The organism is Pseudoxanthomonas mexicana (assembly GCF_001556105.1).
Lineage (GTDB): Bacteria > Pseudomonadota > Gammaproteobacteria > Xanthomonadales > Xanthomonadaceae > Pseudoxanthomonas_A > Pseudoxanthomonas_A mexicana_A.
The window spans coordinates 19,912-46,031 of the sequence record NZ_LSIF01000051.1; the positions used below are offsets into that span (position 1 = coordinate 19,912).

Consider the following 26,120-nt stretch of genomic DNA (forward strand, 5'->3'; position numbering starts at 1 on the left):
AGGCTCCCATGGCGTTTCCTTCTGCGGCTTCTGCCGCCACTCCTGCGCTGGCCATTAACGACCTGCGCAAGGTCTACGACACCGGCGTGCAGGCCCTCAAGGGCGTCTCGCTGCAGGTCGAACCCGGCGATTTCTTCGCCCTGCTCGGCCCGAACGGTGCCGGCAAGTCCACCCTCATCGGCATCGTCAGCTCCCTGGTCAACAAGAGCGGTGGCCAGGTCGGCGTGTTCGGCGTCGACATCGACCGCGACCGCGACGGCGCGATGCGCCTGCTCGGGCTGGTGCCGCAGGAAATCAACTTCAACATGTTCGAGAAGCCGCTCGACATCTGCGTGAACTACGCGGGCTTCTACGGCATCCCGCGCGCCGAGGCGCTGGTCCGCGCCGAAGAGGAACTCAAGCGCGCGCAGTTGTGGGAAAAGGCCAACGTCATGAGCCGCACGCTGTCCGGTGGCATGAAGCGCAGGCTGATGATCGCCCGTGCCATGATGACCCGGCCGAAGCTGCTGATCCTCGACGAGCCCACCGCGGGCGTGGACATCGAGATCCGCCGCGGCATGTGGAAGACGCTGAAGGACATCAACGCGGCGGGCACCACCATCATCCTGACCACGCACTACCTGGAAGAGGCCGAGAGCCTCTGCCGCAACCTCGCCATCATCGACCACGGCGTGATCGTGGAGCAGGGCCCGATGCGCGCGCTGCTGGCCAAGCTGGACGTGGAAGGCTTCCTGTTCGATATCGACGGCGACCTGCCGGCGCAGCTGCCGGTGATCGAAGGCACCACGCTGGTCGCGACCGACGCACATACGCTGGACCTGGACATGCCGCGCGCGATGGACCTCAACCGCGTGTTCGCCGCGCTCAACGAAGCCGGCATCCGCGTGCGTTCGATGCGCACCAAGAGCAACCGGCTGGAGGAACTGTTCGTGCGCATGACCGGCAACAACGACGGCGCCAAGGAGAAGGCGGCATGAGTTCCCCCAACATGGTCGCCCTGGGCACCATCGTCCGCCGCGAGGTCGCCCGCATCCTGCGCATCTGGGGCCAGACCCTGGTGCCACCGGCCATCACCATGACGCTGTACTTCCTGATCTTCGGCGGCCTGATCGGCCGGCAGATCGGTGACATGGGCGGCTACACGTACATGGAGTTCATCGTGCCGGGCCTGGTGATGATGAGCATCATCCAGAACAGCTACGGCAACATCTCGTCGTCGTTCTTCGGCGCCAAGTTCGGTCGCCACGTCGAGGAACTGCTGGTCAGCCCGATGCCGAACTGGGTGATCCTGCTCGGCTACGTCGCCGGCGCCGTGCTGCGCGGCCTGCTGGTCGGCGTCATCGTGCTGGTCATCGCGATGTTCTTCACCAAGGTGCGCGTCCCGCATCCGCTGGTGACGATCAGCACCGTGCTGCTCGGCGCGACGATCTTTTCGCTGGCCGGCTTCGTCAACGCGGCGTATGCGAAGAAGTTCGACGACATCGCCATCGTGCCGACCTTCATCCTCACCCCGCTGACCTATCTGGGTGGCGTGTTCTATTCGGTGACGCTGCTGCCACCGTGGGCGCAGGCGCTGACCCACGCCAACCCGATCTTCTACATGGTCAACGCGTTCCGCTACGGCCTGCTGGGCACCAGCGACGTACCGCTGTGGATCGCTTACGCGCTGATGATCGCCTTCGTTGTCGGCCTGGCCGCGCTGGGCCTGTGGCTGCTGAAGAAGGGCGTGGGGCTGCGCAGCTGATGCGCTTGCTCGTGCTTGGCGCCGGCGGTACCGGCGGCTACTTCGGCGGTCGCCTCGCGCAGGCCGGCATCGACGTCAGCTTCCTGGTGCGTCCCGCACGCGCAGCGTTGCTGCGCGAGCATGGCCTGCGCATCCGCAGTCCGCTCGGCGACGCCGATGTGCCGGTGCACGTGTTGACCGCGGATGACCTGTCGACGGCGGCGCCGTTCGACCTGGTGCTGCTGAGCTGCAAGGCCTACGACCTGGACAGTGCGATGGACGCCATCGCGCCGGCCGTCGCCGCGGGTGCGCGCGTGTTGCCACTGCTCAACGGCCTGTGTCAGTACGAGGCACTGGACGCGCGCTTCGGGTTCGACCATGTGTTGGGTGGCCTCTGCTTCATCAGCGCCGCGCTGGGCGCGGATGGCGAAATCCTGCACCTGGGCAAGCCGGCATCGATGACGTTCGGCGAACGCGTCGGCCAGACGCCGGACGCACGCCTGCAGGCACTCGCTGCCGCGTGCGCGCAGGCCGGCATCGATCACCTGCACACGCCGGACATCGCGCAGGCGCAGTGGGTGAAGTACAGCTTCCTCACCGCGTTGGCGGCCGGTACCTGCACGATGCGTGCCCCGATCGGCACCATCGTGGCGGGCGAGGGCGGTGCGGACTTCATGGCGGCCCTGCACGAGGAATGCCTGGCGGTCGCAGCCGCGTTCGGCCAACCGGTGCCTGCGGCCGCACAGGCGGCGGCACGCGAGACGCTGGTTGCCGAGGGTTCGCCGATGAAGGCGTCGATGCTGCGCGACCTGGAAGCGGGACAGCGTGTGGAGGCCGCGCACATTGTCGGCGACATGCTCCACCGTGCGGATGCGCTCGGTGTCGACACGCCTAGGCTGCGGACGGCCTGGGTGCATCTGCAGGCCTACGAAACGCAACGCGCGGCCGATTGAGGAGTCAGGCCTGCCGCGGCACCGGCAGACGGAAGAACGCACGCGCCGTCGCCGTCGTGGCGGCGGCGGTGACCTCGATGTCCTCGCCACGGTCGCGCGCCAGCTCGGCGACGATGTGGGCGAGGTACATCGGCTCGTTGCGCCGGTGCGAAGGCTGCGGCTTGACCGTGCGCGGCAGCAGGTAGGGCGCGTCGGTCTCGATCATCAGGCGGTTGGCCGGGATGTTCTTGACCAGCTCGCGCAGGTGCAGGCCGCGGCGCTCGTCGCACAGCCAGCCGGTGATGCCGATATGCCAGTCCTGGTCGAGGCAGTCGAACAGTTCCTTCTTCGTGCCGGTGAAGCAGTGCACGACGGCCGGGCCCAGCTTGCCGTCGAAGTTCTTCATCATCGCCACGAAATCGTCGTGCGCGTCGCGCTGGTGCAGGAACAGCGGCTTGCCGGTGTCCACCGCAATCTGCAGCTGGCGATCGAACGCCTTGCGCTGCGCGGGACGCGGCGAGAAGTCGCGGAAGTAGTCCAGCCCGCACTCGCCCACGGCCACGACTTCCGGGTGCGCATGCAGCGCTCGCATTTCGGCATCGCATTCGTCGGTGTACTCGGTGGCGTGGTGCGGATGCACGCCAGCGGTGGCGAACAGTTCGCCCGCATGCGCCTGCGCCAGCCGCAGCGCGGTGGGCGAGTGCTCGCGGCTGGCGCCGGTGACCACCTGCTGCACCACGCCGGCCTCGCGCGCGCGCTGCAGCACGGCGTTGCGGTCGTGGTCGAAGCTTTCGTGGGTGAGGTTGGCGCCGATGTCGATGAGATCCATGCCCGCATTTTAAGCCCTGGCGTCCGGTCGTTGTGGCAGTGATACCCGATGTGGGAGCGACGTCGGTCGCGAAGAGGCACTCCCGGCGATCTTTCGCGACTGACGTCGCTCCCACAGCCCGTTTCATGCATTGCGGCGCGCAGGCCTTATCCTTTGCGCCGCATGCCGTCGCCTACCTTCCCGATCACCCCGCTGCTGCCGGACATCGTCCGCAGCCTGTCCGAGCATCCGCGCCTGGTGCTGGAAGCGCCGCCCGGTGCCGGCAAGACCACGCAGGTGCCGTTGGCGTTGCTGGACGAACCGTGGCTGCACGGCCGCAAGATCATCGTGCTGGAACCACGCCGCGTGGCCGCACGCGCGGCTGCCGGATTCATGGCGAAGCAGCGTAGCGAGGCCGTCGGCGGCACGGTCGGCTACCGCATCCGCTTCGAGAACAAGGTCGGTCCGGACACGCGGATCGAGGTCGTCACCGAAGGCATCCTCACCCGGATGATCCAGGACGATCCGATGCTCGAGAACGTCGGTGCGATCCTGTTCGATGAATTCCACGAACGTCATCTCGCCGGCGATCTCGGCCTGGCGCTCGCGCTGGACGTGCAGGCGCAGCTGCGCGAGGACCTGCGCCTGGTCGTCATGTCGGCCACGCTGGACGGTGAGAAGCTGGCACGCTTCCTCGACGCGCCGCGCCTGAGCAGCGAGGGTCGCGGTTTCCCGGTGCAGGTGGCGCACTTCCCTGCGCGTCGCGACGAATCGCTGGAAGTCCAGGTGCGCCGCGCCGTCGAACATGCGGTGCAGTCGCATCCCGGCGACGTGCTGGTGTTCCTGCCGGGCCAGCGCGAGATCGCGCGCGTGGAGGCGATGCTGAGCCCCTCTCCCGCCGGGAGAGGGGTTGGGGAGAGGGGCAACGAAGGCCGCGATGGGGCCGGCAACATGACTGCGCTCGCCCCTCATCCGCCCTCCGGGCACCTTCTCCCGAGGGGAGAAGGGAAAGAGGATTTCATCGTGCTGGCGCTGCACGGCGAGTTGCCGGTCGAAAAGCAGTCCGAAGCGCTGCAGCCCGATCCGCAGGGTCGCCGCCGCGTGGTGCTGGCGACCAACGTGGCTGAGTCGTCGGTGACGTTGCCCGGCGTACGCGTCGTGATCGACAGCGGCCTGGCACGCGAACCGTCCTACGATCCGAACAGCGGCTTCTCCCGACTAGAAGTCGCAACGATTTCGCAGGCCTCCGCCGACCAGCGCGCCGGTCGCGCCGGTCGTGTCGCCGATGGCTGGGCCTACCGCTTGTGGCCACAATCGCAGCGACTGGACCCGCAGCGCCGGCCGGAGATCGCGCTGGTCGAACTCGGTGCGCTGGCGCTTGAACTGGCCGCCTGGGGCAGCGACGCGTTGCGCTTCGTCGACACGCCGCCGCCGGGTGCGATGAACGCGGCGCGCGATCTGTTGCGCCGCCTTGGCGCGCTGACGACGACGAACGCCATCACGCCCCTCGGCAAGCGCATGCTGGCGTTGGGTACGCATCCGCGCCTGGCCGCGATGCTGCTGTCGGCGGGCGAGGGCGATGACCGCGCACTGGCCTGCGATCTCGCCGCACTGGTCGAAGCACGCGATCCGCTGCGCATGGGCGGCGACGCGCTGGCGGCACGCTGGCGGGCACTGGCCGCGTTCCGTACGGGACGCGCACCGGGCGACGCCAACCGCTCCGGCCTGGCGGCCATCGACGCTGCTGCCAAGCAATGGCGCCGCCGCGTGCGTGAGTCCGCGCCGCCGCCTTCGTCGGTCGAAGCGCACCGGCTCGGTGACGTGCTGATGCATGCGTTCCCGGACCGCATCGGTTTCCAGCATCCGCAGGATACGCGCCGCTACCTGCTGGCGAATGGCCGCAGTGCGCGGCTGTTCGACGACAGCGCGCTGGTCGGCGAACCGTGGATCGTCGTCAGCGAGCTGCGCCACGAGAACCGCGATGCACTGGTGCAACGCGGCGCCCCGGTGGACGAGCAGCGCCTGCGCCGCGAGTTTGCCGACCGCTTCGTCACCGAAGACACCGTGCGCTGGGACGCCGCGCGGCGTGCGCTGTCCGCCCAGCGCGAGTCGCGTTTCGACCAGATCGTGTTCGACGCGCGTCCGGCCGGGCGCGTCGATCCCGTGCTTGCTGCCGCTGCCTTGACCGATGCGGTGCGCGATCTCGGTCTGGAGGCACTCGCGTGGCCGGAGTCGCTTCAGCAATGGCGCGAGCGCGTGCGCTGCCTGCGCGAGTGGATGCCGGACCTCGGCCTGCCTGATCTGTCGGACGACGCGCTGATGGCTACGCTCGATGACTGGCTGAAACCTGCGTTCGCCGGCAAGACCCGGCTGGAGGCGCTGGGCGAGGACGACCTGGCGAACGCGCTGAAGTCGGGCATGGAGTGGTCGCTGCGCCAGCGCATCGACCAGCTGGCGCCGACCCGCATCACCGTGCCGTCCGGCATGGAGCGGCGCATCGAGTACGCGCATGGCCAGCCGCCGGTGCTGGCGGTGAAGCTGCAGGAACTGTTCGGCCTGGCCGACACGCCGCGCGTGGCCGATGGACGCGTGCCGTTGCTGCTGCACCTGCTGTCGCCCGGCGGCAAGCCGCTGCAGGTGACCTCCGATCTGCGCAACTTCTGGAACTCGACCTATGCCGAGGTCAGGAAGGAAATGAAGGGGCGGTATCCGAAGCATCCGTGGCCGGACGATCCGTGGAGTGCGCAGGCGACCCATCGCGCCAAGCCCCGCGGTACGTAGCGTGCGCTGCGCGCACGACGCACGACGCCTGGGGTCCATTCAGCCCGGGGCCAGCGCGGGGCCGCGGAACTAACACCGCGTAAACATCCTCGCCCGGACACTGGCGGCATCCCCACACCCACCAGGGAACATCCCATGAGCAAGCTGACCACCATCACCGACCGTGCGCTGGAGCTGGCGAGCCAGGCCGGCACCAGCCTCAAGCACGCCGTGCCGAGCGCAGACAAGCTGCTGCAGACCGGCGCCGCGCTGGGGGTCGCCAAAACCGGTGGCAAGCTCGCGGTGAACTTCGTCCGGCGCAATCCCGCCGTCGCCGTGGCGACGGGCATCGGCGTGGGCCTGTTGGCGCTGGTGGCCTATCGCAAGCGCAAGCAGGATCAGGCCACCGGTGCGATCGAAGGCAAGTCGCGTCGCGTGGAAGCCCGCAAGGTCAACGGCAAGGCGTCCACCGCGCGCAAGACCGGCACGCCGCGCAAGCCGCGCAGCACGGCCCGTTCCGCCGAAAGCTGATTCGATCCTTGTGCCGTCAGATCTCGCGCCACGCACCGGGCGCGAGATCGCCGAGTGAGCTGTCGCCCATGGCGGCACGGACCAGCCGCAGGGTCGGCAGGCCGACAGCCGCCGTCATCCGCCGGACCTGCCGGTTGCGTCCCTCGGTGATCGTCACCGACAGCCACGCATCCGGCACCGTCTTGCGGAACCGCACCGGCGGATCGCGCGGCCACAGCGCCGGCGCAGGCTCGATGCGTTCGACCAGCGCGGGGCGCGTCGGTCCGTCGTTCAACACCACGCCACGCTGCAGCTGAGCCAGCTGCGCAGCCGTCGGCGTGCCTTCCACCTGTACCCAGTAGGTCTTCGGTTGCTTGTGGCGCGGATCGGTCAGCCGGTTCGCCAGCGTGCCGTCGTCGGTGAGCAGCAACAGGCCTTCGCTGTCGTAGTCCAGCCGCCCGGCCGCGTACACGTTCGGCGGCAGGCCGAACTCCGCCAGCGTCCGCCGCGGCGGATCGCTGCGATCGGTGAACTGGCAGAGCACGTTGAAGGGCTTGTTGAACGCGATCAGCATGGGGTGGTGACCCGCAACGCCGCGACCCTGTGCGGATCGCGGCGCATCGAGCCGGGCCGGATCAGTGGTGCGGCTTCACGAACCGCAGCGTCATGCGGTCGCTCTCGCCGATGGCCTGGTACTTGGCGCGCTCGGCTTCCGGGTGCTGGTTCGTGGGCGGCAGCGTCCACACGCCGTTCGCGTAGTCCTTGGTGTCCTTCGGATTCGCGTTGACCTCGCTCTTCGCGTCGAGGCGGAAGCCGGCCGCTTCGGCGAGCGCGATGACCTGCGCTTCGCTGACGTAGCCTGAATCATCACCCGCCGCCACGTCCTTGTTCGCACGGTGCTCCACCACGCCCAGCACGCCGCCCGGCTTCAGCACGGCGAAGAAGCCCTTGAACATGCCCTCTGCCTGGTTGGCGCTGCGCCAGTTGTGCACGTTGCGGAAGGTCAGCACGACGTCGGCCGAACCCGCGGCACCGAACACTGGCGTGGCCGGGTTGTATTTCACGACGGTGCTCTTGTCGAACTGAGCAGGACCGTCGGTGAACTTCTTCTGCAGGCCGTCGAGGCTGCGCTGCTGGTAGCTGCGGCTTTTCTCCGACACGGATGCGGGATCGACCACGGCAGCTACGTAGTGGCCGGCGGCCTTCAGGTAGGGCGCGAGCACTTCCGAGTACCAGCCGCCGCCGGGTGTGATCTCGATGACGGTCTGCGTCGGTGCAACGCCGAAAAACGAAAGCGTTTCCTTCGGATGGCGATAGACGTCGCGCGCGGCATTCTTCGGATCGCGCCACGCACCCGTCAGCGCGGCGTCCAGCGCGGTCGCGTCCGCAGCCGACAATGCATGGGCGGGCGCAGCCTGCTTGGCCGGCGATGCAGCGAGCGCGGGTTGCGAGGCGGCAAGCGCCGCGACGAGTGCCAGGGACAGCGGAATACGGATCGTCATGTGTCAGCCCTCCAGAAAGGTGCGCGGAGCCTAGCACGCAGCATGTTCAGCCCGCATGGCGGTCGCCGCACCGCAGGCACGCTTCGTCGCATCCGCATGCAGGGTCGCTAGACTGCGGTCATCGACAATTCCGGAGAAACGACATGGGCACCCAAGAGGCGATCCATAACACCCGCATCGTGCTCGCCTCACGCCCACAGGGTGAGCCAACGGTCGACGACTTCCGTCTTGAGCGGGTGCCAGTGCCGGTGCCCGAGGACGGCCAGGTGTTGCTGCGAAACCACCATCTGTCGCTCGATCCATACATGCGTGGGCGGATGAATGCCGGGCGTTCGTATGCCAAGCCGGTCGAGATCGGCGAGGCGATGGATGGCGGTACGGTGTCGGAAGTCGTCGAGTCGCGCCATCCCGACCTGCAGGTCGGCGACGTGGTGCTGGCGCACGGTGGCTGGCAGACGCATGCGGTGGCCGATGGAAAGACATTGAAGCGCAAGCTCGATGCGAACATCGCGCCATTGACCACCGCGCTGGGCGTGTATGGCATGCCCGGGTTCACCGCGTACGTTGGCCTGCACGAGATCGGTCAGCCGAAACCGGGCGAGACCGTCGTGGTCGCCGCGGCCAGCGGCCCGGTCGGTGCCACCGTCGGCCAGATCGCGAAGCTGCAGGGCGCGCGCACGGTCGGCATCGCCGGCGGCGAGCGCAAGCGCACCTATCTGCACGACGAACTCGGCTTCGACGTCGCGCTGGACCATCGCGCGCCGGACTTCGCCGCGCAGCTGCGTGCGGCCTGTCCGGACGGCATCGATGTCTACTTCGAGAATGTCGGCGGCACGGTGTTCGATGCGGTGGTGCCGCTGCTCAACGATTTCGCCCGCATCCCGGTGTGCGGCCTGGTCGCGCACTACAACGACAAGGCGTTGCCGGCTGGTCCGGATCGCATGGCGTGGCTGATGAGCCAGATCCTTACCCGCCACCTGACGGTGCGCGGCTTCATCCAGCACGATTTCATCGCGCTGTATCCGCAATTCCTGCGCGAGATGGGTGGCTGGCTGGCGGAAGGAAAGATCCGCTGGCGCGAGGATGTCATCGACGGGCTGGAGAATGCACCGCGTGCGTTGATCGGTCTGCTGCGCGGGGAGAACTTCGGCAAGGTGGTCGTGAAACTCTGAGCGTCGCGACTCAGCGCTCGATGCCGTTCTCGGCTTCGTACGCCTGCATCGTCGCGATGGCGTCCAGCATGTAGGCGTACCACGCTTCCTCGATATCGCCGAGCGGTCCGATCATGCGCTCGAAGTCCGGCGTCGACTCGCCATGGGCAAGCAGCTGCTTGTAAGCCGCTGCATACCTGCCGTTCTCGTAGTGGAACAGGAAGTGGGTCAGGCCCCAGTAGTGCAGGTAGTAAAGGTTGACGTGCTGGTCGACGCCGGGGCCACGGCCTTCCAGCAAGTCGCGCAACGGGATGAAGCGAGCGGCAGCGACATCCGCCTGCAGGCTTCCCATCAGCTTCATGCGCGACAGCCACCAGATCGGGTAGGTATCGGGATCGCTTCGACCCGGTGTCAGCACACCATCCTCGAGCCAGCTCGCGCCCAGGTAGCCGGCGACACCCTCGTTGGCCCACGCGGGCAGGCGCCAGCCGGCGACTTCGGTATTCAACTGGTGCACCGCCTCATGCAGCATCCAGTGATGCGGGTTCTCCTTCCCGCCGCCGTAGTAGGCATAGCAGGCCGGGCGCAGGTAGTACGCTTCGGCCCAGGGCCGGCTACGGTTGTTGCGCTGGAACTCCTCGCGATCGGCATACAGCACCAGCGTGAGTGGCCGGGCAGCCGCGCGGACTTCGTCGGCGAACAGCGCCATGTAAGCGGCATGCAGGCTCTCCGCTGCATCCGCGACCTGCCGCGTCTGATCCGGTGTCGCCGTACTGTGTACGCGGTAATGCGACGTCTCCAGCAGAGTCGCGCCCGCGGGAATCCGCGCGACCGGCGCCCGTGCGGCGGGCCCGGGATCCGCGTGTTGCCATGCCACGATGCCGACGATCAGCGCCAGTGACGCCAGCACCACGGCGACCAGGACGGTCCGGCGCATCATGCGGCCGGCGGCACCGGCAGGCTGACATTCATCAGCGTGGGATCTTCCGGATCCAGCTTCACCGCGAAGCCCAGGCTCTCGCACATCGCGAGCATGGTGCGGTTCTCGCGCAGCACCTGGCCTTCGATGATCTTCAGGCCTTGCCACTGCGCGTACTCGATCATGATCTGCATCAGCTTCCAGCCGATGCCGTGGCCCTTCAGGTCCGAGCGCACCAGGATGCCGTACTCGCCCTTCTCGTAGTTGGCGTCGGCATGCAGGCGCACCGCGCCCAGCATCTCGTGCGTGCCGGGATGCACCGCGACCAGCGCGATCGAGCGTGCGTAATCGAGCTGGGTCAGGCGGGCGATGAACTCGTGGCTGAAGTGGCGCACCGACTGGAAGAAGCGCAGGCGCAGGTCTTCGTCGGTGATGTGGGTGAAGAACTCGCGGAACATCGCGTCGTCTTCCGGTCGCACCGGGCGCACCAGCGCCGGTTGGCCGTCGGCGAGCGGGATCGTGCGTTCCCACTCGGTCGGATACGGAAAGATCGCAAAACGCGGATGGCCGCGGCCCTTGTGCAGCGCGCGCCCGCGCGCGACCGCGATGCGCGCATCGACGGCGACCACGCCGTCGCGGTCGGCCAGCAGCGGATTGATGTCGAGCTGCTGGATCTCCGGAAGGTCGGCCGCGAGTTGCGCCAGCTTCACCAGCACCAGTGCGACGGCGCGCTCGTCGGCCGCCGGCACGTCGCGGTAGGCCTTCAGCACGCGCGACACGCGGGTGCGCGCGATGAGTTCGTGCGCCAGGCGCAGGTCCAGCGGCGGCAGCGCGACCGCCTGGTCGTTGATGACCTCCACCGCGGTACCGCCGCGGCCGAACGCGATGACCGGGCCGAACACCGGATCGTCGGCGATGCCGGCGATCAGTTCGCGCGCCTTCGGCCGCAGCAGCGTGGGCTGCACCAGCACGCCCTCGATGCGGGCGTCCGGCCGGCGTTCGCGCGCGCGTTGCAGGATGCCGGCGGCAGCTTCGCGGACGGCGTTCGCGTTGGGCAGGTTGAGGCGGACGCCATCAACGTCCGACTTGTGCGGAATGTCGGGCGACAGGATCTTCACCGCGACGGTGGCGCCCTCGGCCAGCAACGGCGCGGCGATGCGCGCGGCATCGTCGGCATCGCGAGCGCGCCACAGCGGCGCCATCGGGATGCCATAGGCGGCGAGCAACTGCGTCGTCGCCAATGGGTCCAGCCAGGTCTGTCCTGCATCGAGTGCGGCCTCGACCAGCATGCGCGCGGTGGCGATGTCCGGGCTGAAGTCCTCCGGCAGGCTGGGCGGGGTCTCCATCAGGGCGGCCTGCACCTCGCGATGGCGGACCAGGTGCATGAAGCCGGCGACCGCGTCGGACTCGTTCGGATAGCGCGGGATCTGGGCCTCGTCGAGCACGGCTTCGGCCTGCGGGTCGTTGCCCAGCCAGACGGTGAAGACCGGTTTGCGCGCACCGTGCGCGGGTCGCTGCGACAGCACGCGGGTGACCGCGTGCGCGGCTTCCGACGACGACGACAGCACCGTCGGTACGTTGACCGCGAGCAGCGCATCGTTCTCCGGATCGGCGAGCAGCGCTTCGATCGTCGCGGCATAACGGTCGGCGTCGATGTCGGTCAGCAGATCGACCGGATTGGTCCGCGACCAGCCCACCGGCAGCAAGCGGTCCAGCGCATCGCGGGTGGCGTCCGACAGCGTCGCCAGCGTGCCGCCCTGTTCGTACAGATGGTCGACGGACAATGCGCCTACGCCGCCGCCATTGGTCAGCACAGCGAGCCGGCGTCCGTGGAACGGGCGCACCTGGCCGAGCGTGCGCGCAGCGGCGAACAGATCATGCAGCGAGCGCACGCGCAGCAGGCCCGCGCGGCGGAACGCGGCGCCATACACCGCGTTCGGTTTCGCCAGGTTCTGCGTATGCGTGCTGCCTGCCGGCGTGACCTGCGCGTTGCCACCGTGGCCCGACTTCACCACCACCACGGGCTTGGTGCGCGCCGCGGCGCGCGCCGCCGACATGAACTTGCGTGCGTCGCGGATGGTTTCGACGTACAGCAGGATCGCCCGCGTGCGGTGGTCCGTCGCGAAGTAATCCAGCAGATCGGCGAAGTCGACGTCCAGCGCATCGCCCAGCGACACCACGGCGGAAAAGCCGACCGGCTGGCTCATGCTCCACTCGACGAGCCCACCGGAAATCGCACCCGACTGCGAAATGAGCGCGAGATCGCCCGCCTTCGGGAAGCGGCTGGCGAGGCTGGCGTTGAGGCGCGCATGCGGTGCGATCACGCCCAGGCAGTTCGGGCCAAGGACGCGCAGGCCCTTCTCGCGCGTCAACGCTTCCAGCTGCGCGGCGGGCGAACCGGGGCCACTGCCCATCGCGGCGGTCAGTACCACCACGGCGGCCGCGCCTTTTTCGGCGGCTTCCGCGGCGATCTGCGGCACCGTCGCCGCAGGTGTCGCGATCACCACCAGGTCCGGTGTCCAGGGCAGCTCGCGCAGGTGGCGCGCGATGGCGACGCCGTCCATCGGGGTCGGATGCTTGTTCACCAGCCCGATCTTTCCGTCGAAGCCGGCCGCCAGCAGGTTCTCGATCACCGCACGGCCGACCGAACGCGGCCGCGACTGGCTGCCCACCACCGCGACGGCGCGAGGCCGGAAGATCGAATCGAGGCGGTACGTGCTCATGGCGGGACGGCGTTCTCCGGATGCAGGCAAGGGTAGCGCGATGCGCATTGCGACCGCATGCGCGCCATCACGCCAGCTTCAACGCATCCGGATACGGCGCAGTATCCGGGTAATCGCCGGCGGCGAGATGCGACTGGAGGTCGCGCCACCACGCCGGACGGAACAGCTCGCCATGCGCGGCCTTGAGCGCTTTCGCCTGTGCGTCGGGCAGGCCGAGGAACTGCGGGAAGCGTTCGGGGAAGACATCGCCGGCATCCACATGGAACCACGGGCCATCGGCCATCTGCTCCTCGTACGTGCTCGGCTGCGGCCAGTCGCGGAAGCGGCAGTCGGCGACCAGGCGCAGTTCGTCGTAGTCGTAGAACACCACGCGGCCGTGGCGCGACACGCCGAAGTTCTTCAGCAGCATGTCGCCGGGGAAGATGTTGTTGCGCGCCATGTCCTTGATCGCCTGCCCGTAGTCGAGCGCGGCGGTGCGCGCCGCCTCGGCCTTCTGTTCGCGCAGGTACAGGTTCAACGGGCGCAGGCGTCGCTGCACATAGCAGAGATGGATGACCAGGTCGTTGTCGTCCTCGCTCAGGCTCTGCCCGCAGCTTTCGCGCAGTTCCTGCAGCAGCTCCGGCGAGAAGCGTACACGCGGGAAGCGCAGGAAACGGAACGCCTGCGTATCCAGCAGCCGGCCGACGCGGTCCAGGTGGAACACCAGGTCGTATTTTTCCTCCACGTCCTGCCGGCTCATCGCCTTGGGGTAGGCGAAGCGATCGCGGATCACCTTGAACACCAGCGGGTAGCTGGGCAGGGTGAACACCGCCATCACCATGCCGGGCGTGCCTTCGGCGTGCACCAGCCGTTCGTCCGGCTGCGCGTGGAAGTGATGGAAGAAGGTGCGGTAGCGCTCGGTCTTGCCCTGCTTGGCGCGGCCGAGCACGGTGTAGATCTCGTCGATCGGCTTGCCCGGCAGAAGCGAGCGCAGGAACACCACCGCGTCGCCGACCGTCGCCAGGTCGGCGTGGAAATAGCTGCGCGAGGTGCCGAACAGATGCGCCACGTCGCCACGATGGGTCAGCACGGCTTCCGCCTTCAGCTGGCCGCCGTCGTTGACCAATGCGATGACGCAGGGCGAGAACCGATGCTCTCCGAATACGCGGCCCACGAGGTAGGCGCGGCGTTCGCGATAGAACACGGTATCCAGCAGTTCGATGCCGCGGACGGGATTGGCGCCCCAGTGCGCCAGGTCGTCCTGCAGGCGCACGGCGATGGCCGCGGCACAGCGCGTGCGGTGCGCGTACGGCACATCGAACCGGTAATCGCCGAGCATCCGCGCGAAGGTATCGGTCGGCCGCTGTTCGGATACGGCATAACTGTGGCGCGCGACCGGATGGGTGATCGCATCGGTGGGCTCCACGTCCAGCGCGACGAACTCCAGCGCGGGATCGACGCCGCGGGTGCGGAAGAACCGCCGGCTCAGCGTGTTGTAGAAGGTCTTGTAGAGCTCGCGGTCGATCTGTCCCGCGATCAGCTGTTCGAAGGCCGCACGCGCGTCGATCCAGGGCGCGCGATCGTGCGCACGCCCGAGCAGCGTGGACTGCAGGCGTAGCGCGCACTCGGCGATGCACTGGTCGTACAGTTCGATGCGCTCCACCGCGTCGCCCCGCGCGCCGGCCCAGTCCATCGTCTCGAACCGGACTTTCGCGCGCTGCGTGATCTCGGCGAACCGCGCGTGGTAGTCCGCGAAGGCGTCGTGGATCAGGCGGGCGATGGCATTCTCGTGGACCATGCGCAGGATGTTAGCCGGCGCGCGCTGGAGTCATCGCTCCACCGCGATGCCGGCCTGTTCCAGCAGCCAGCCGCGCACCTTGCGGAAGCCCGGATGGGAGAGGCTGCGCTCGGGGTAGACCAGGTAGTGCGCGAAGTCGGCCTGCAGCCGCTTCTTCGTCAGCGTCACCAGCCGGCCGGCCTTCACCAGCGGCTCGGCCAGCGTCCAGCGCGCCAGCGCCACGCCGACGCCCTGCGCCGCGGCCTGGTGCAGCGTCTCGGTGTCGTCGAACTGGGCCACGTAGCGCGCCGGCGCTTGCCCGCCGAAATGCTCGAACCAGTCCTTCCAGCGGTTGGCCGGGTCGCCGAGCAGCGGCAGCTTCGCCATCTGGTCCGGGGCCGGCTTGCCGTGCTGCTTTACCAGCGCTGGACTGGCCACCGGCGTGATCCATTCGTGGAAGAGGAACTCGGCGTGCACGTTCGGCCAGCGGCCCCCGCCGAGGCGCAGCGCCAGGTCCACCGGCTCGCGCTCGAAGTCGACGACGTGCGTGCTCGATTGCAGGTTGAGGCCCAACTCGGGATGTGCCGCGAGGAACGCGGGCAGGCGCGGCACCAGCCACGCGGTCGCCATCGACGGGATCAGGCTGAGCGTCACCGTGTGGTCGTTGCGCAGCGTGGCGCGACGCAGGGCATGGTCGATGGTGTCGAGCGGGCCGGAGATCGCATCGAACAACCGCTGTCCGTGTGGCGTCAGTTCCACCCCGCGCGGGCCACGCGCCAGCAGCTTGTGGCCCAGCCGTTGCTCCAGCAGCCGCATGCGATGGCTCAGTGCGCTGACGGTGAGGTGCATGGCTTCCGCCGCACGCGTCAGGTTGCGCAGGCGGGCAGCGGTGACGAAGGCATCCACCTGGTCCAGCGGCAGCCGGCTCATCTTGAATCCACCTCAAGGCTGGGTTGCGGAGCTTTCGCTTTTTGGGGGCAGATGATGCGCCTAGCTTGGTAAGCCTTCAAGCCGGACGACGGCGCAACGTAGCAGTGCCATGCAGACCGAAACCAGAAAGCAGTGGTGGCAGCAATTGGGTGGCATGAGCCAGGGCGCGTTGTTCCTGCAGGGTCATGTCGTGCAGCCCGTCGAGGCAACGCAGGCACAGGAAGCGCGCCGTCACCATGTGCACGACGCGGCAGGCAAGGTGCGGCATCAACACGCGGTGCAGCGATTGGGTGCGCGGCGCCTGCATCTGCTCGTCTCGTTGCTGTCGGCCGAGCGGCCCGTTCCCTGAAAGCGCTGCAGGCATCCGATTGCCCGGCAGCGGGCGACGATCGAGCATTTCCTCGTGGGAGCGACGTCAGTCGCGAAACAGCTTCCGCGGTAATCCATCGCGACTGACGTCGCTCCCACATCGGCTTCGATGCTGCCGTCAGGCCTTCACGTAGACCCAGGCATCGTGGCCGGATTTCAGCCGGACCTGCACCCGCGTGTAGTCGGCGACTTCGTAGCGGTCCGCCGCCGCGAGTTCGTCGGCGCTGATGCGGAACACGGTGCCGGCCACTTCGTCGGCGGGTTCGTCGCTCGGACTGACGATGGGATGGAAGCGTTCGCCACTGGCGGCGAGCACATCGGGATCGGTGATCTCCACCATCGTCCGCGCGTAACCGGTCATCGCATCCGGTTCGCCGTCGAGCCGGCGGCCGAACGAGGAGAGCTGCACGCTTTCCAGCTGCAGCGTGCCGTAGGAAAACAGCAGGATGTCGCGATCCGCCATGGGCGTGCCACCCGTTCGTGGACGCCCAGCATGCGGGTGCGGAGGCGTGCTCCGCAATGCATGACTGCCGGGCGACATGGACCGCCCGGCGTGTCCGGGTCAGATGCTCAGCTGGCTTTCGACGTCCAGCACCTTGCGGCGCGCCAGTGCGAGGTTCGACTTGTTGCGGTCGAGCACCACGTAGAAGAACAGCCCCGGCTTCGAGGCCACCGGGCGCATGATGTGGTACGCCTTGCCCAGCGAGATCAGGATGTCCTCGATGGTGTCGTTGAGCTTGAGCGCGTTGGCGGTCTTCATCTTGGCGCGGATCACCTCGGTGTTGCCCGCGGCCGCCACTTCCATGTCCATACCGGCGCCGGCCTCGCCCAGCAGCATGCCACTCTCGTAGTCGACCAGCGCCACCGCCTGCGCACCGTCGATGGTCATCAGTTCGTTCAACGAATCGCCGAGTCCTGCCATGTCGCACCCCTGTGGTTGATATGAAGAGCCATGCTTACCTCGACGCGGGCCGGCTCAGGACCCAGCGAGTTCGGCCAGGACGTTCCGGCCGCATTCCTTCGCGCTCCACAGCACGTTGCCGATCACGCTGCGGTGGTCGCAGGCGGCCATCAGCAGCAATGGCGTGTCGTCCGTCCGCAGCGAGAGCATCAGTACCTTGCCGTGTTCGGATTCGAGCATCAGCACGCCCAGTTGGCCCAGCGACAGTTCGCGGCCGATGGCGGCGGCCAGTGCCAGCATCGCGCTGGTCATCGCCGCCAGGCGCTCTCCGTTCGCTGATGCGGGGTTCGACTGCGCCAGCGCGAAACCGTCGACGCTGGCGACCACGGCCGTGCGGACGCCATCGACCGAATCGGAGAACTCACTCAGGCGGCGCTCCACGTTGGCGCGCACGGGTTCGCCGAGTCCGCGGTGGCGCTGTCCGTCAGCCATGCGATCCCACCAGATCCATGGCTTCGATCTCCGACATCAGCACATCCATCAACATCATCACGGCCGCATCGGAGCGCGGATCGAACGGCACCACCGGCAGCGCGCGCAGCAGGTCCATCGCGCGTGTCGCGAGCGCGTCGATATCGGCGTGCGGCGCGAGATCCAGCTTCGACACGCCAATGGCCGCCGCCACGTCCGGCGCGTGGTCGCGCAGCGTCCTCAGGTAGCGGTCGAGGTCGGCGACGAACGCCGGCACGCTCGCATCCGCCAAGACCAGCACGCCGCTGGCGCCCTGCAGCAGCACGGGCCAGATGAAGTCGAAGCGCGCCTGGCCCGGCGTGCCGTACAGGCGCAGGCGGTCGCCGTTCGGCAGGTCGATGTCGGCATAGTCCATCGCCACCGTCGTCGACAGCTTGTCGGACGCCGCGTCGGTGTTGGCCACGTCGGTATCCACCATCCGGTCGCCGGCAAGCGCGCGTACCAGCGTGGACTTGCCGGCGCCCATTGCGCCCAGCACCACGATCTTGTGCTCGCGCGGACTCACGAGGCGGTGCTCCGCAGGCTGCGCCACATGCGCGCCAGCATCGAGCCACCATGCGCCGCTGCCGGCGAGGGCGCGGCGCGCGCGGCGGACGCCGGGGTTTCCACCATCGCGTAGCCGCACAGGTAGGCCGACCGGACGAAGGCCTGCACGGTGTCGCTGTCCAGCTCCAGCATCCGCCGGCATTCGTCCACCGTGCTCGGCCGTTTCAGCAGCAGCGAACACAGGCGAAAACCGTCGTGCTGATGCGCGAGCAGGCGGAAATCCGGCCAGCGCAGCAGACGGATGCGTGCGTGGTGCAGCAGCCGGCGATCCAGATCGTCCCACTCGCCACCGTGCTGCGCGATCTGCCACAGGACCGGGCGCAGTGGCTGGTGGACGTGTCCGCTCGCGAGCGATGCGAAGCGGTCGGCTGGAAGTTCCTGCAGGACGATACGGCCGAAGCCCGCGCCGAGCGCCCACACCAGCGGCCGTGCCAGCATCGCGGTATTCACCGGCACGCCGTGGTCCTGCGCGAAATCGATCAACAGGCGAGGCTGGCCGTCGAGGGACAACTGCGCGAATCCGGCTTTCTGCCACAGACGTTGGCGCAAGCGCTGCGTCAGCGGCTTGCTGCCGGTGACGGCGGGCAGCAGCGTCGACGTGGCGTCGTCGCCCGCATCGGCGTGCGAGAGCGACGATGGCACTGGCCGATCCCGTTGGTGCGGGTCGGCTGCAAGACGGCTGGCCATGCTCTTCCCCTGAAAGAAGCACTGCGACGACACCGGTGTGGTGTGCCACGTACGGTATGCAAACCACCACGGGCGATTCGTGCGGGCAACCACAGAACCGCGAGCGGCACGCGACGTATCTGCATGAACCTGACGCGCGGCGTGCGCGCAAAGAAAAACCCGCGCCGGAGCGCGGGTTTTTCCTGACAGGGAACACCGGACAGCGACGCCACGAAGGCATCGCCGCAGCGCTTACAGCGCGGCGAGCGCGTCGTTGAACGTCTTGCTGGGACGCATCGCCGCCGAGGTCTTTGCGATGTCGGGGTGGTAGTAACCGCCGATGTCGAGCGCCTTGCCCTGCGCGCCGTTCAACTCGCCGAGGATGGTCGCCTCGTTGTCGGCCAGCACCTTCGCCAGCGGGGCGAACTTGGCCTTCAGCTCCGCATTCTCATCCTGTGCTGCGAGCGCCTGCGCCCAGTACAGGGCCAGGTAGAAATGGCTGCCGCGGTTGTCGAGTTCGCCGACCTTGCGCGCAGGCGAGCGGTTCTCGTCCAGGATGCGGCCGTTGGCCACGTCCAGCGCGTTCGCCAGCACCTTCGCCGGCGTGTTGAGGTAGCGCTGGCCCAGGTGTTCCAGCGATGCGGCCAACGCCAGGAACTCGCCCAGCGAATCCCAGCGCAGGTAGTCCTCTTCCAGGAACTGCTGCACGTGCTTCGGGGCGGAACCGCCGGCGCCGGTCTCGAACAGGCCGCCACCGGCCATCAGCGGCACGATCGACAGCATCTTGGCGCTGGTGCCCAGCTCCATGATCGGGAACAGGTCGGTCAGGTAGTCACGCAGCACGTTGCCGGTCACCGAGATGGTGTCCTCGCCCTTGCGGGTACGTTCCAGCGACACCTTCATCGCCTCGACCGGCGGCAGGATGCGGATGTCCAGCGCATCGATGGTGTAGTCCTTCAGGTACTGCTCGACCTTGGCGATCACCTGCGCGTCGTGCGCGCGGGCCTTGTCCAGCCAGAAGATCGCCGGGGTCTTGCTCAGGCGCGCGCGGCCGACGGCCAGCTTCACCCAGTCCTGGATGGGCGCGTCCTTGGTCTGGCACATGCGCCAGATGTCGCCGGCTTCGACCTGCTGTTCGAACACGACCTTGCCGGCATCGTCGGTGACGCGCACGGTGCCGTCGGCCGGGATCTGGAAGGTCTTGTCGTGGCTGCCGTATTCCTCGGCCTTCTGCGCCATCAGGCCGACATTGGGCACGCTGCCCATCGTGGCGGGGTCGAACGCACCGTTCGCGCGACAGTCGTCGATGACCGCCTGGTAGATGCCGGCGTAGCAGCGGTCGGGGATGACGGCCTTGGTGTCCTGCAGCTTGCCGTCGGCGTTCCACATCTTGCCGGAGTCGCGGATCATCGCCGGCATCGAGGCGTCGACGATCACGTCGCTCGGCACGTGCAGGTTGGTGATGCCCTTGTCGGAGTTCACCATCGCCACCGCGGCGCCGTCGGCGTAGACGGCCTGCAGGTCGGCCTTGATCGCCTCCTGCTGGTCGGCCGGCAGCGCGCCGAGGCGTGCGTACAGGTCGCCGATGCCGTTGTTGGCATCGAAGCCGATCTGCTCCAGCACGGCAGCATGCTTCGCCAGCGCGGCCTTGTAGTACTCGTTGACCACGACGCCGAACATGATGGGGTCCGAGACCTTCATCATCGTGGCCTTGAGGTGCAGCGAGAACAGCACGCCCTTGGCCTTGGCGTCGGCGATTTCGGCGGCGACGAACGACGCCAGCGCCTTGCGGCTCAACGAGGCGGCGTCGACGATCTCGCCGGCCTTCACCTTCACCTTGTCCTTCAGCACGTTGACCGCGCCGTTGGCGGCGACCAGTTCGATCTTCAGCGCACCGTCGGCGGCCAGTGTGGCGGACTGTTCGCTGCCGAAGAAATCACCGGCGGCCATGTGCGCGACGTGCGAGGTCGAGTCCTTGCTCCACGCGCCCATGCGGTGCGGGTGCTTGCGGGCGAAATTCTTGACCGACAGCGGGGCGCGACGGTCGGAGTTGCCTTCGCGCAGCACCGGGTTCACCGCGCTGCCCTTGACCTTGTCGTAGCGCGCCTTCGCGTCCTTTTCCTTGTCGTCCTTCGGTTCGTCCGGGTAGTCCGGCAGCGGGTAACCCTGCGCCTGCAGTTCCTTGATGGCGGCCTTCAGCTGCGGCACCGAGGCGCTGATGTTCGGCAGCTTGATGATGTTGGCTTCCGGCTGCGTCGCCAGTTGGCCCAGCTCGGACAGGTCGTCGCTGATCTTCTGCGCGTCGCTCAGGTACTCGGGGAACTGCGACAGCAGGCGGCCGGCCAGCGAGATGTCGCGGGTTTCAACGGCGATGCCGGCGGGGGCGGTGAACGCCTCGATGATCGGCAACAGCGACTGGGTGGCGAGGAACGGGGCTTCGTCGGTGAGGGTGTAGATGATGCGGGGCGTATCCGACATGGGGATCAGGACTCTCGACAAGGGGCGATGGGGAATTCAGCACGCCATTGTCGCGCGCCATCGCACGCAGGGCAAAACGAAGGGGTATGGATGCCCTCGCGCAGCACGAGGGTTGTCCTGGGACAGGGAATGCGGTCGTTGCAAAGGAGACGACCGCGCGCGGGGGTGCCGCGCAAAAAAAGCGGGCGTGGATCGCTCCACGCCCGAGCTTGCCCCACACACGTGGGAGAGAGCCTTGGTACTACGGGATTACTTGACCTCGATTTCCTGGGTGATGCCGACCGGCTGGCCGTTCAAGGTCACGTCGACCTTGTACTTGCCGGCGGGCCAGTCGGTGGCCTTGGTGAACTCGATGTTGGTGGTATCGACACCACCTGCGACGACGTTGGCGGTCTGCTGGCCGGCCACCTGGCCGTCCTGGAACGTCAGCTTGGCATCGATCGCGGCATTGGCCGGTGTCGTGGCATCTGTCTTCACTGACACGATGATCTTGTCCTTCACGCCGAACATGCCGACGGCGGCAACGGACTTGTCCGCGGCGGCTGTGTTGCCGACAGTGACGCTGGTGGCGCTGACGGGCGCGGGTGCCGGCACGGGCTCGGCAGGCGCAGGTGCGGGCTCGACGGCGACCGGTGGCGCCACGACGGGCTCTTCCTTCTTCTTGCAGCCGGCGAGTGCGACGGTGCCGACCAGCGCGATGGCCAGAGCGTAGGAGATGCGGTTCTGCTTCATGGGTTCGGTCCTTGTAATGAAGTGGTAAGCGATCAGGCGTCGGCAGGCTTCGGCGGCAGCTTGATGACCTGCCCCGGGAAGATGCGATCCGGATCGTCGATGACGTCGCGGTTGGCTTCGAAGATCTGCTTCCATGCATTGGCGCTGCCGTAGTGCGCCTTGGCGATCTTGGAGAGCGTGTCGCCCTTCTCGATGGTGTAGCTCTGCTCACCGATGATCTCGGCGGTGCTGTCCACCCGCGCGCTCACGTCGGAGAAGTCGGCTGCCTTCTCTGCAGTGGAGTCCACCTTGGCAGTAACGTCCGAGAAATCCGCTTTCTTTTCTGTGCTCATTGCAACCACCCTTCCTGGCGGGCCGTTGGGATGGGCAAAGCGTTGCACGTGCGCTGTTAAGAAACCATAGCGCGCACGTGAAACCGGCTCTATTGTTACGTGAGTAACCTTACTGTCGTACGTCGCGCTTCATGAGCGGGACATTCATGTCGGCGGTCGCGCGCCATGGATTGATGTCCAGGCCGCCACGACGCGTGTAGCGCGCCTCCACCGACAGCGAGGCCGGACGGCAGTGCGCCAGCAGATCGTGAAAAATCCGTTCGACGCACTGCTCGTGGAACTCGGCGTGGTCGCGGAAGCTGACCAGGTAGCGCAGCAATTCCACGCGGTCGATGCGCGGGCCCCGGTAGCGGATCACCATGGTCGCCCAGTCCGGTTGGCCCGTGACCGGGCAGTTGGATTTCAGGAGTTCGGACGACAGCGTTTCCTCGATGTCCTCCTCCGGATCGGCGGCGAGGAACTCGGCGCGCGGCGGACCGTAATGGTCGATCTCGACGTCCAGTCCGTCGATCGATTCGCCCTCCGGCGCATCCGCCATCGGCGGCAGGCCGAACACCACCTGCACGTCCGCGCCGGCGCGCGCCGACAGGTCGGTGGCGATGCGCTCGAGCACGGCGGCGTCGCTGTTGAAACGGGTGCTGTTGAGCGAGTTGAGGTAGAGCTTGAGCGACTTGGATTCGATCAGGCACGGTGAGGTGCAGGGCACGGTCAGGGTGGCGGTCGCCACGCGCGGCTTGCCGCGGGCATCCAGCCAGCTCAGTTCATAGCCGTGCCAGCGGTCGTGGCCGACGAAGGGCAGGGCATCGGCCGCGATGCCGATTTCATCGCGCGCGCCCTGGCGCGGGATGGGGAACAGCAGGGTCGGGTCGTAGTGCGCGGGATACGCGACCTCGCGACCCAGCGAGGAATCCTGGGGGGTGTTGTTCATGCCGCCATTTTACGGACGGGCCCTAAAGCCGGGGTGTATAACGGCGGCGTCTCCAGGGAGGACGCGACCATGCGATCACTGCTGCTGCCGGGCCTGTGCGTCCTGCTGTCCGGCTGTGTCGGCGGCCCTACCAGCAGCGGCGGTCCGCCGCCCGCCACGTTGGCCGACGACGGCCTGGTCAGGCCGCAGGGCAAGGGACCGGTAGTGATGCGCGTGGGCCAGGTGCTGGAGATCGCCCTGATGTCGAACGCCAGCACCGGCTACCAGTGGGAGTTCACCTCGGACGGTGCACCCGTGCTGGCCCGGACCACCGGTCCGGCCACGCCGCCGCCGATGGACACGCAACCGCCGATGCCGGGCGCACCGTCGATCGCGCGCTGGTGGTTTCGCGCGGATAAACCGGGCGAGGCGACCGTGCGGATGGTCTATCGACGATCGTGGGAGACCGTGCCGCCGGTCGAGGTGGTGGAGTATGACGTGATCGTTCGCTGATCCGTTCCGCAGGATGCGCGTCGTGCATCGCCGTGTCCGGCGTGCTCGATTCCGGCTTGGCTTCGATGTCGTCGCAAGGCAAAGTGACCGCTCCCCCGAAAGGCAAGGGAGGCCGTCATGACCTCGCATGCATCCGTTCTCTGGCTGGCGCTGATGGCCGCGGCCCCGGCGGTCGCACAGACATCCGCCGCGCAGGCACCCTCGATCGCACCTGCACCTGCACCTGCACCTGCACCTGCAGCGACGCCGGTGCCGGACCCGGTATTCGCGACCTGCATGACCAGCCTGCGCGGCGTCGCCGAGAAGCAGGGCGTCACGACGGCGACGTTCGACACGTACACGAAAGACCTGGCCGCCGACATGAGCGTGCTGGACCTGCTCGACGCGCAGCCCGAATTCACCACGCCACTGTGGGATTACCTGGCGGCCCTGGTCGACGACCAGCGCGTGGCCGACGGGCTGGCCATGCTGACGACCCACGCCGAACTGCTGGGTCGGGTGTCGCAGGCCTATGCCGTGGATCCCGCCACCGTCGTCGCGGTGTGGGGCGTTGAGAGCGACTACGGGCGCGTGTTCGGCAAGCGGCCGCTGCTGGTGTCGCTGTCCACGCTGTCGTGCTTCGGCCGGCGGCAGGCGTTCTTCCGCGGCGAGTTCCTGACCACGCTGAAGCTGCTGCAGGCGGGCGACGTGCGCGTGGACGGCTTGAACGGCTCCTGGGCCGGCGCGTTCGGCCACACGCAGTTCATGCCCAGTACCTACCAGCGCATCGCGGTCGATTTCGATGGCGATGGGCGCCGCAACCTGATCGACAGCATTCCCGATGCGCTGGCCTCGACCGCGAACTACCTGGTGAAGTCCGGCTGGCGGACGGGCGAGCCGTGGGGTTACGAAGTGAAGCTGCCCGCCGGCTTCGACCTCGCGCAGGCCGGGCGCACCAACCGCAAGCCGCTGACCCAGTGGGTGTCGCAAGGCATCGCCCGCGTCGACGGCCAACCGTTGCCCGCCGACGACCGTAACGCCGCGGTCCTGGTGCCGACCGGCGTCAATGGCCCTGCCTTTGTCGTATTCAAGAACTACGACGCGATCTATTCCTACAACGCCGCCGAGAGTTACGCGCTGGCCATCGCGCTGCTGGCGGACCGCCTGCGTGGCGGGACGGGGCTGGTCGCCGCCTGGCCGACCGACGATCCCGGGATCGGGCGCCCGCAGCGACGCGAACTGCAGACCCTGCTGCTCGCGCGCGGCCATGCCATCGGCACCGCCGACGGCATGATCGGCACGCAGACGCGGCGCGCCATCGTGGTCGAACAGCAGCGCCTGGGCCTGCTGCCGGCCGACGGTCGCGCGGGGACGAAGATCCTTGCAGCGCTGAAGGCCGAAGGGCCGCCGGTCTTGCCACCTGCAGCGATCAAGCCATGAATGCGCTTCCCGACGGCGTGACCCGCGAAACCTGGGGGGGCATCGACGTGCTGCGCGTGGAGACGCCGTTCTCCACCGCGCGCATCAGCCTGCATGGCGCACAGGTGCTGTCATTCGTGCCGACCGGTTTCGACGACCTGCTGTGGGTGTCGCCGACCACCGCGCTGCCGCCGAAGGCGATCCGCGGCGGCGTACCCGTCTGCTGGCCGTACTTCGGCAAGCAGGGACAGCCGGACGATGCCGTCCAGCACGGCCACGCGCGCATTTCGCGCTGGCCGTTGACCGACGTGAAGCGCGAAGCCGATGGCAGCGCGGTGCTGAAGCTGGCGCTCCCACTGCGCGACGGCGTGCCGCTGGAGCTGCAGATGTCGCTGCATGTCGGACGTGAGCTGCGGCAAAGCATCGATACCGCCCACCGCGGTGATGCACCGTACCGACTGACACAGGCGCTGCATACCTACTTCCGCGTCGCCGACGCCACGCAGGTACGGGTCACCGGCCTGGATGGGCTGCGTTACGAGGACAAGTACGACGGCGGCACGCATGTGCAGTCCGGAGAGTGGTCGCTGCACGATCCGCGCGATCCCGGCCGCAGCGACCGCATCTATGCAGGCACCGGGCACCGCTTCGACCTGCTCGATCCTGCCGGTGGTCGCCGTATCCGCCTGGACACCTTCGGCAGCCGTTCGCTGGTGGTGTGGAATCCGGGCGAGGCCGGCGCCACGGCCATCGGCGACATGCCGGACGATGGCTGGCAGAGCTTCGTCTGTCTGGAGGCGGCCAATGCCAGCGACGATGCGATCGAGCTTGAGCCGGGCCAGCGGCACCGCTTGAGCCAGGTGGTCTCGGTGTCTCCACTGTAGGAGCGGCGTGAGTCGCGACCGCAGATCCTCCGTGGCAGTGGACTCACAGCAACGAGATCGTCTCGATCCGGCAGATTCCAGGCGTGCAATGTTCGCGGTCACGACTCACGTCGCTCCTGCACAAGCAGAGGAGCACGCGCCTCGCGCCA

At 67.8% G+C, this 26,120-nt stretch carries 26 protein-coding genes; 10 read left to right on the forward strand and 16 right to left on the reverse strand.

The annotated features are described in order from the left end of the window. The first annotated feature begins 8 nt into the window (after window positions 1-8). Genes AX730_RS08030 through panE form a run of 3 tightly spaced genes read left to right on the forward strand, consistent with a single transcriptional unit; the run spans window position 9 to window position 2,676 of the window. Entirely contained in the window at window positions 9-977 is a 969-nt protein-coding gene (locus AX730_RS08030; RefSeq protein ID WP_062354534.1) for an ABC transporter ATP-binding protein, read from the forward strand. After that, complete coding sequence (locus AX730_RS08035) at window positions 974-1,744, forward strand: ABC transporter permease (protein ID WP_062354538.1); 771 nt, start codon at window positions 974-976, stop codon at window positions 1,742-1,744. Before AX730_RS08030 ends, AX730_RS08035 begins: the two co-directional genes overlap by 4 nt. Continuing rightward, window positions 1,744-2,676: a 2-dehydropantoate 2-reductase gene (gene panE, locus AX730_RS08040; protein WP_062354541.1), complete on the forward strand. Its 933-nt coding sequence runs from the start codon at window positions 1,744-1,746 to the stop codon at window positions 2,674-2,676. Before AX730_RS08035 ends, panE begins: the two co-directional genes overlap by 1 nt. Window positions 2,677-2,680: 4 nt before the next feature. Here panE and AX730_RS08045 read toward each other — a convergent pair whose 3' ends face one another. Further along, window positions 2,681-3,484: a TatD family hydrolase gene (locus tag AX730_RS08045; protein WP_062354545.1), complete on the reverse strand. Its 804-nt coding sequence runs from the start codon at window positions 3,482-3,484 to the stop codon at window positions 2,681-2,683. 153 nt (window positions 3,485-3,637) lie between these two features. Here AX730_RS08045 and hrpB point away from each other — a divergent pair, with 153 nt between their 5' ends. Then, window positions 3,638-6,244: an ATP-dependent helicase HrpB gene (hrpB, locus tag AX730_RS08050; protein ID WP_407071482.1), complete on the forward strand. Its 2,607-nt coding sequence runs from the start codon at window positions 3,638-3,640 to the stop codon at window positions 6,242-6,244. A 135-nt stretch (window positions 6,245-6,379) separates the two neighbouring features. Continuing rightward, window positions 6,380-6,754: a hypothetical protein gene (locus tag AX730_RS08055; protein WP_232310208.1), complete on the forward strand. Its 375-nt coding sequence runs from the start codon at window positions 6,380-6,382 to the stop codon at window positions 6,752-6,754. Between the two features lie 16 nt (window positions 6,755-6,770). Here the strand turns inward: AX730_RS08055 and AX730_RS08060 are convergent, their stop codons facing one another. Together AX730_RS08060 and AX730_RS08065 are read right to left on the reverse strand one after the other, a co-directional pair. Beyond that, on the reverse strand, window positions 6,771-7,307 hold the full coding sequence (locus tag AX730_RS08060; protein WP_062354551.1) for a pseudouridine synthase: 537 nt from the start codon (window positions 7,305-7,307) through the stop codon (window positions 6,771-6,773). Window positions 7,308-7,368: 61 nt separating this feature from the next. Continuing rightward, entirely contained in the window at window positions 7,369-8,235 is an 867-nt protein-coding gene (locus AX730_RS08065) for a class I SAM-dependent methyltransferase (RefSeq protein ID WP_062354553.1), read from the reverse strand. A gap of 143 nt (window positions 8,236-8,378) precedes the next feature. On the opposite strand from AX730_RS08065, the gene AX730_RS08070 reads away from it, so the two are divergent. Next, complete coding sequence (locus AX730_RS08070) at window positions 8,379-9,407, forward strand: NADP-dependent oxidoreductase (protein ID WP_062354557.1); 1,029 nt, start codon at window positions 8,379-8,381, stop codon at window positions 9,405-9,407. A gap of 10 nt (window positions 9,408-9,417) precedes the next feature. On the opposite strand, the gene AX730_RS08075 is transcribed toward AX730_RS08070, so the two are convergent. From AX730_RS08075 to AX730_RS08090, 4 genes are all read right to left on the reverse strand, one after another. After that, window positions 9,418-10,326 carry a hypothetical protein gene (locus AX730_RS08075; protein ID WP_062354560.1) on the reverse strand — a complete coding sequence of 303 codons (909 nt, stop codon included), beginning with the start codon at window positions 10,324-10,326 and terminating at the stop codon, window positions 9,418-9,420. Beyond that, complete coding sequence (locus AX730_RS08080; protein WP_062354563.1) at window positions 10,323-13,028, reverse strand: bifunctional acetate--CoA ligase family protein/GNAT family N-acetyltransferase; 2,706 nt, start codon at window positions 13,026-13,028, stop codon at window positions 10,323-10,325. Before AX730_RS08080 ends, AX730_RS08075 begins: the two co-directional genes overlap by 4 nt. Before the next feature lie 67 nt (window positions 13,029-13,095). Then, window positions 13,096-14,805, reverse strand: coding sequence for a bifunctional isocitrate dehydrogenase kinase/phosphatase (gene aceK, locus AX730_RS08085; protein WP_062354564.1), 1,710 nt, complete (start codon window positions 14,803-14,805; stop codon window positions 13,096-13,098). 30 nt (window positions 14,806-14,835) lie between these two features. Next, the gene (locus AX730_RS08090; protein ID WP_062354567.1) at window positions 14,836-15,714 is read right to left on the reverse strand and encodes a LysR substrate-binding domain-containing protein; all 879 of its coding nucleotides are present in this window, start codon (window positions 15,712-15,714) and stop codon (window positions 14,836-14,838) included. Window positions 15,715-15,823: 109 nt separating this feature from the next. Between AX730_RS08090 and AX730_RS08095 the strand changes: the two genes are divergently transcribed. Further along, window positions 15,824-16,063 carry a hypothetical protein gene (locus AX730_RS08095; protein WP_062354569.1) on the forward strand — a complete coding sequence of 80 codons (240 nt, stop codon included), beginning with the start codon at window positions 15,824-15,826 and terminating at the stop codon, window positions 16,061-16,063. A gap of 138 nt (window positions 16,064-16,201) precedes the next feature. Here AX730_RS08095 and AX730_RS08100 read toward each other — a convergent pair whose 3' ends face one another. The 9 genes from AX730_RS08100 to queF all read right to left on the reverse strand — a co-directional run bounded on the left by AX730_RS08100 (window position 16,202) and on the right by queF (window position 23,197). Further along, window positions 16,202-16,546, reverse strand: coding sequence for a gamma-glutamylcyclotransferase family protein (locus AX730_RS08100; RefSeq protein ID WP_062354572.1), 345 nt, complete (start codon window positions 16,544-16,546; stop codon window positions 16,202-16,204). Window positions 16,547-16,645: 99 nt separating this feature from the next. Beyond that, a complete protein-coding gene (locus AX730_RS08105) occupies window positions 16,646-17,005 on the reverse strand; it encodes a hypothetical protein (protein WP_062354575.1) in 360 nt (119 codons plus the stop codon). Window positions 17,006-17,059: 54 nt separating this feature from the next. Next, window positions 17,060-17,476, reverse strand: coding sequence for a roadblock/LC7 domain-containing protein (locus AX730_RS08110; protein ID WP_062354577.1), 417 nt, complete (start codon window positions 17,474-17,476; stop codon window positions 17,060-17,062). After that, the gene (locus AX730_RS08115) at window positions 17,469-18,020 is read right to left on the reverse strand and encodes a GTP-binding protein (RefSeq protein WP_269746989.1); all 552 of its coding nucleotides are present in this window, start codon (window positions 18,018-18,020) and stop codon (window positions 17,469-17,471) included. The genes AX730_RS08110 and AX730_RS08115 overlap by 8 nt, the downstream gene beginning before the upstream one ends. Beyond that, entirely contained in the window at window positions 18,017-18,703 is a 687-nt protein-coding gene (locus tag AX730_RS19350; protein ID WP_062354580.1) for a hypothetical protein, read from the reverse strand. Before AX730_RS19350 ends, AX730_RS08115 begins: the two co-directional genes overlap by 4 nt. Window positions 18,704-18,979: 276 nt before the next feature. Next, window positions 18,980-21,205, reverse strand: a complete 2,226-nt coding sequence (locus AX730_RS08125) for an NADP-dependent isocitrate dehydrogenase (protein WP_062354583.1) — start codon at window positions 21,203-21,205, stop codon at window positions 18,980-18,982. Between the two features lie 249 nt (window positions 21,206-21,454). Continuing rightward, window positions 21,455-21,937, reverse strand: coding sequence for a hypothetical protein (locus AX730_RS08130; RefSeq protein WP_062354585.1), 483 nt, complete (start codon window positions 21,935-21,937; stop codon window positions 21,455-21,457). Window positions 21,938-21,969: 32 nt separating this feature from the next. Next, window positions 21,970-22,269, reverse strand: a complete 300-nt coding sequence (locus AX730_RS08135; protein WP_062354588.1) for a LysM peptidoglycan-binding domain-containing protein — start codon at window positions 22,267-22,269, stop codon at window positions 21,970-21,972. A gap of 109 nt (window positions 22,270-22,378) precedes the next feature. Continuing rightward, a complete protein-coding gene (gene queF / locus AX730_RS08140; protein ID WP_062354591.1) occupies window positions 22,379-23,197 on the reverse strand; it encodes an NADPH-dependent 7-cyano-7-deazaguanine reductase QueF in 819 nt (272 codons plus the stop codon). Window positions 23,198-23,266: 69 nt separating this feature from the next. Here queF and AX730_RS08145 point away from each other — a divergent pair, with 69 nt between their 5' ends. The 3 genes from AX730_RS08145 to AX730_RS08155 all read left to right on the forward strand — a co-directional run bounded on the left by AX730_RS08145 (window position 23,267) and on the right by AX730_RS08155 (window position 25,971). Then, a complete protein-coding gene (locus AX730_RS08145) occupies window positions 23,267-23,689 on the forward strand; it encodes a protease inhibitor I42 family protein (protein WP_157074156.1) in 423 nt (140 codons plus the stop codon). Window positions 23,690-23,842: 153 nt separating this feature from the next. After that, a complete protein-coding gene (locus AX730_RS08150) occupies window positions 23,843-25,108 on the forward strand; it encodes a lytic murein transglycosylase (RefSeq protein ID WP_062354704.1) in 1,266 nt (421 codons plus the stop codon). Beyond that, entirely contained in the window at window positions 25,105-25,971 is an 867-nt protein-coding gene (locus tag AX730_RS08155) for a D-hexose-6-phosphate mutarotase (protein ID WP_062354596.1), read from the forward strand. The genes AX730_RS08150 and AX730_RS08155 overlap by 4 nt, the downstream gene beginning before the upstream one ends. The last annotated feature ends 149 nt before the right edge of the window (window positions 25,972-26,120 follow it).